Here is a 773-nt window from a genome sequence, read left to right as displayed (position 1 = left end):
ACAACATTAACTTTTGCCCCAAGTCCAGTAGGAACATATAACTACTATGTAGGTTGTAAAGATGATGTAACAGGATGTGAAACCGCAGGAACAAATCGTGCAAAAGTAACGGTAGTTGTGAATCCAATTCCAACTGCACCAATAGATGCGAAATCTGATAAAACAGCGATTTGTGTTGGCGAAACAATTACTTTAAGTGCAAGTTGTGGAGCGAATAAAACGGCAAAATGGTACGATGCAAGCGGAGCAAGTCTAACAACTTTAACGTTCGCACCAAGTCCAGTAGGCACGTACAATTATTATGTAGGTTGTAAAGATGATGCAACAGGATGTGAAACAGCAGGAACAGACCGTGCTAAAGTAACGGTAATTGTAAATACGATTCCAACGGCACCAACAGATGCAAAATCTGATAAAGGAGCAATTTGTATTGGGGAAACAATCACATTGAGTGGAACTTGTGGCACTGGTCAAACAGCGAAATGGTACGACGAATCAGGAGTAGCATTAACTTCTTTAACATTCGCACCAAGTCCAGTAGGAACATACAATTATTACGTAGGTTGTAAATCAAACACCACTGATTGTGAGACGGCAGCAGGACAACGCAAGAAAGTAACGGTAGTTGTAAACTCAATTCCAACAGCCCCAACGGATGCGAAATCTGATAAATCAGCAATTTGTGTTGGCGAGACAATTACATTAAGTGCAAGTTGTGGAGCAAACAAAACTGCGAAATGGTATGATGCAGCAGGAGCAAGTTTAACAACTTT

1 pseudogene is annotated in these 773 nt (G+C 40.8%); it reads left to right on the top strand.

Annotation, left to right across the window (positions count from 1 at the left end):
* Positions 1–773 (top strand): annotated as a pseudogene (locus VB796_RS23745) (hypothetical protein); the annotation flags it as partial.

The organism is Arcicella sp. LKC2W (assembly GCF_034931005.1).
GTDB lineage: Bacteria > Bacteroidota > Bacteroidia > Cytophagales > Spirosomataceae > Arcicella.
The sequence above is the reverse complement of the archived record's forward strand: the minus strand, read 5'-3'. Positions and strand labels throughout refer to the sequence as shown.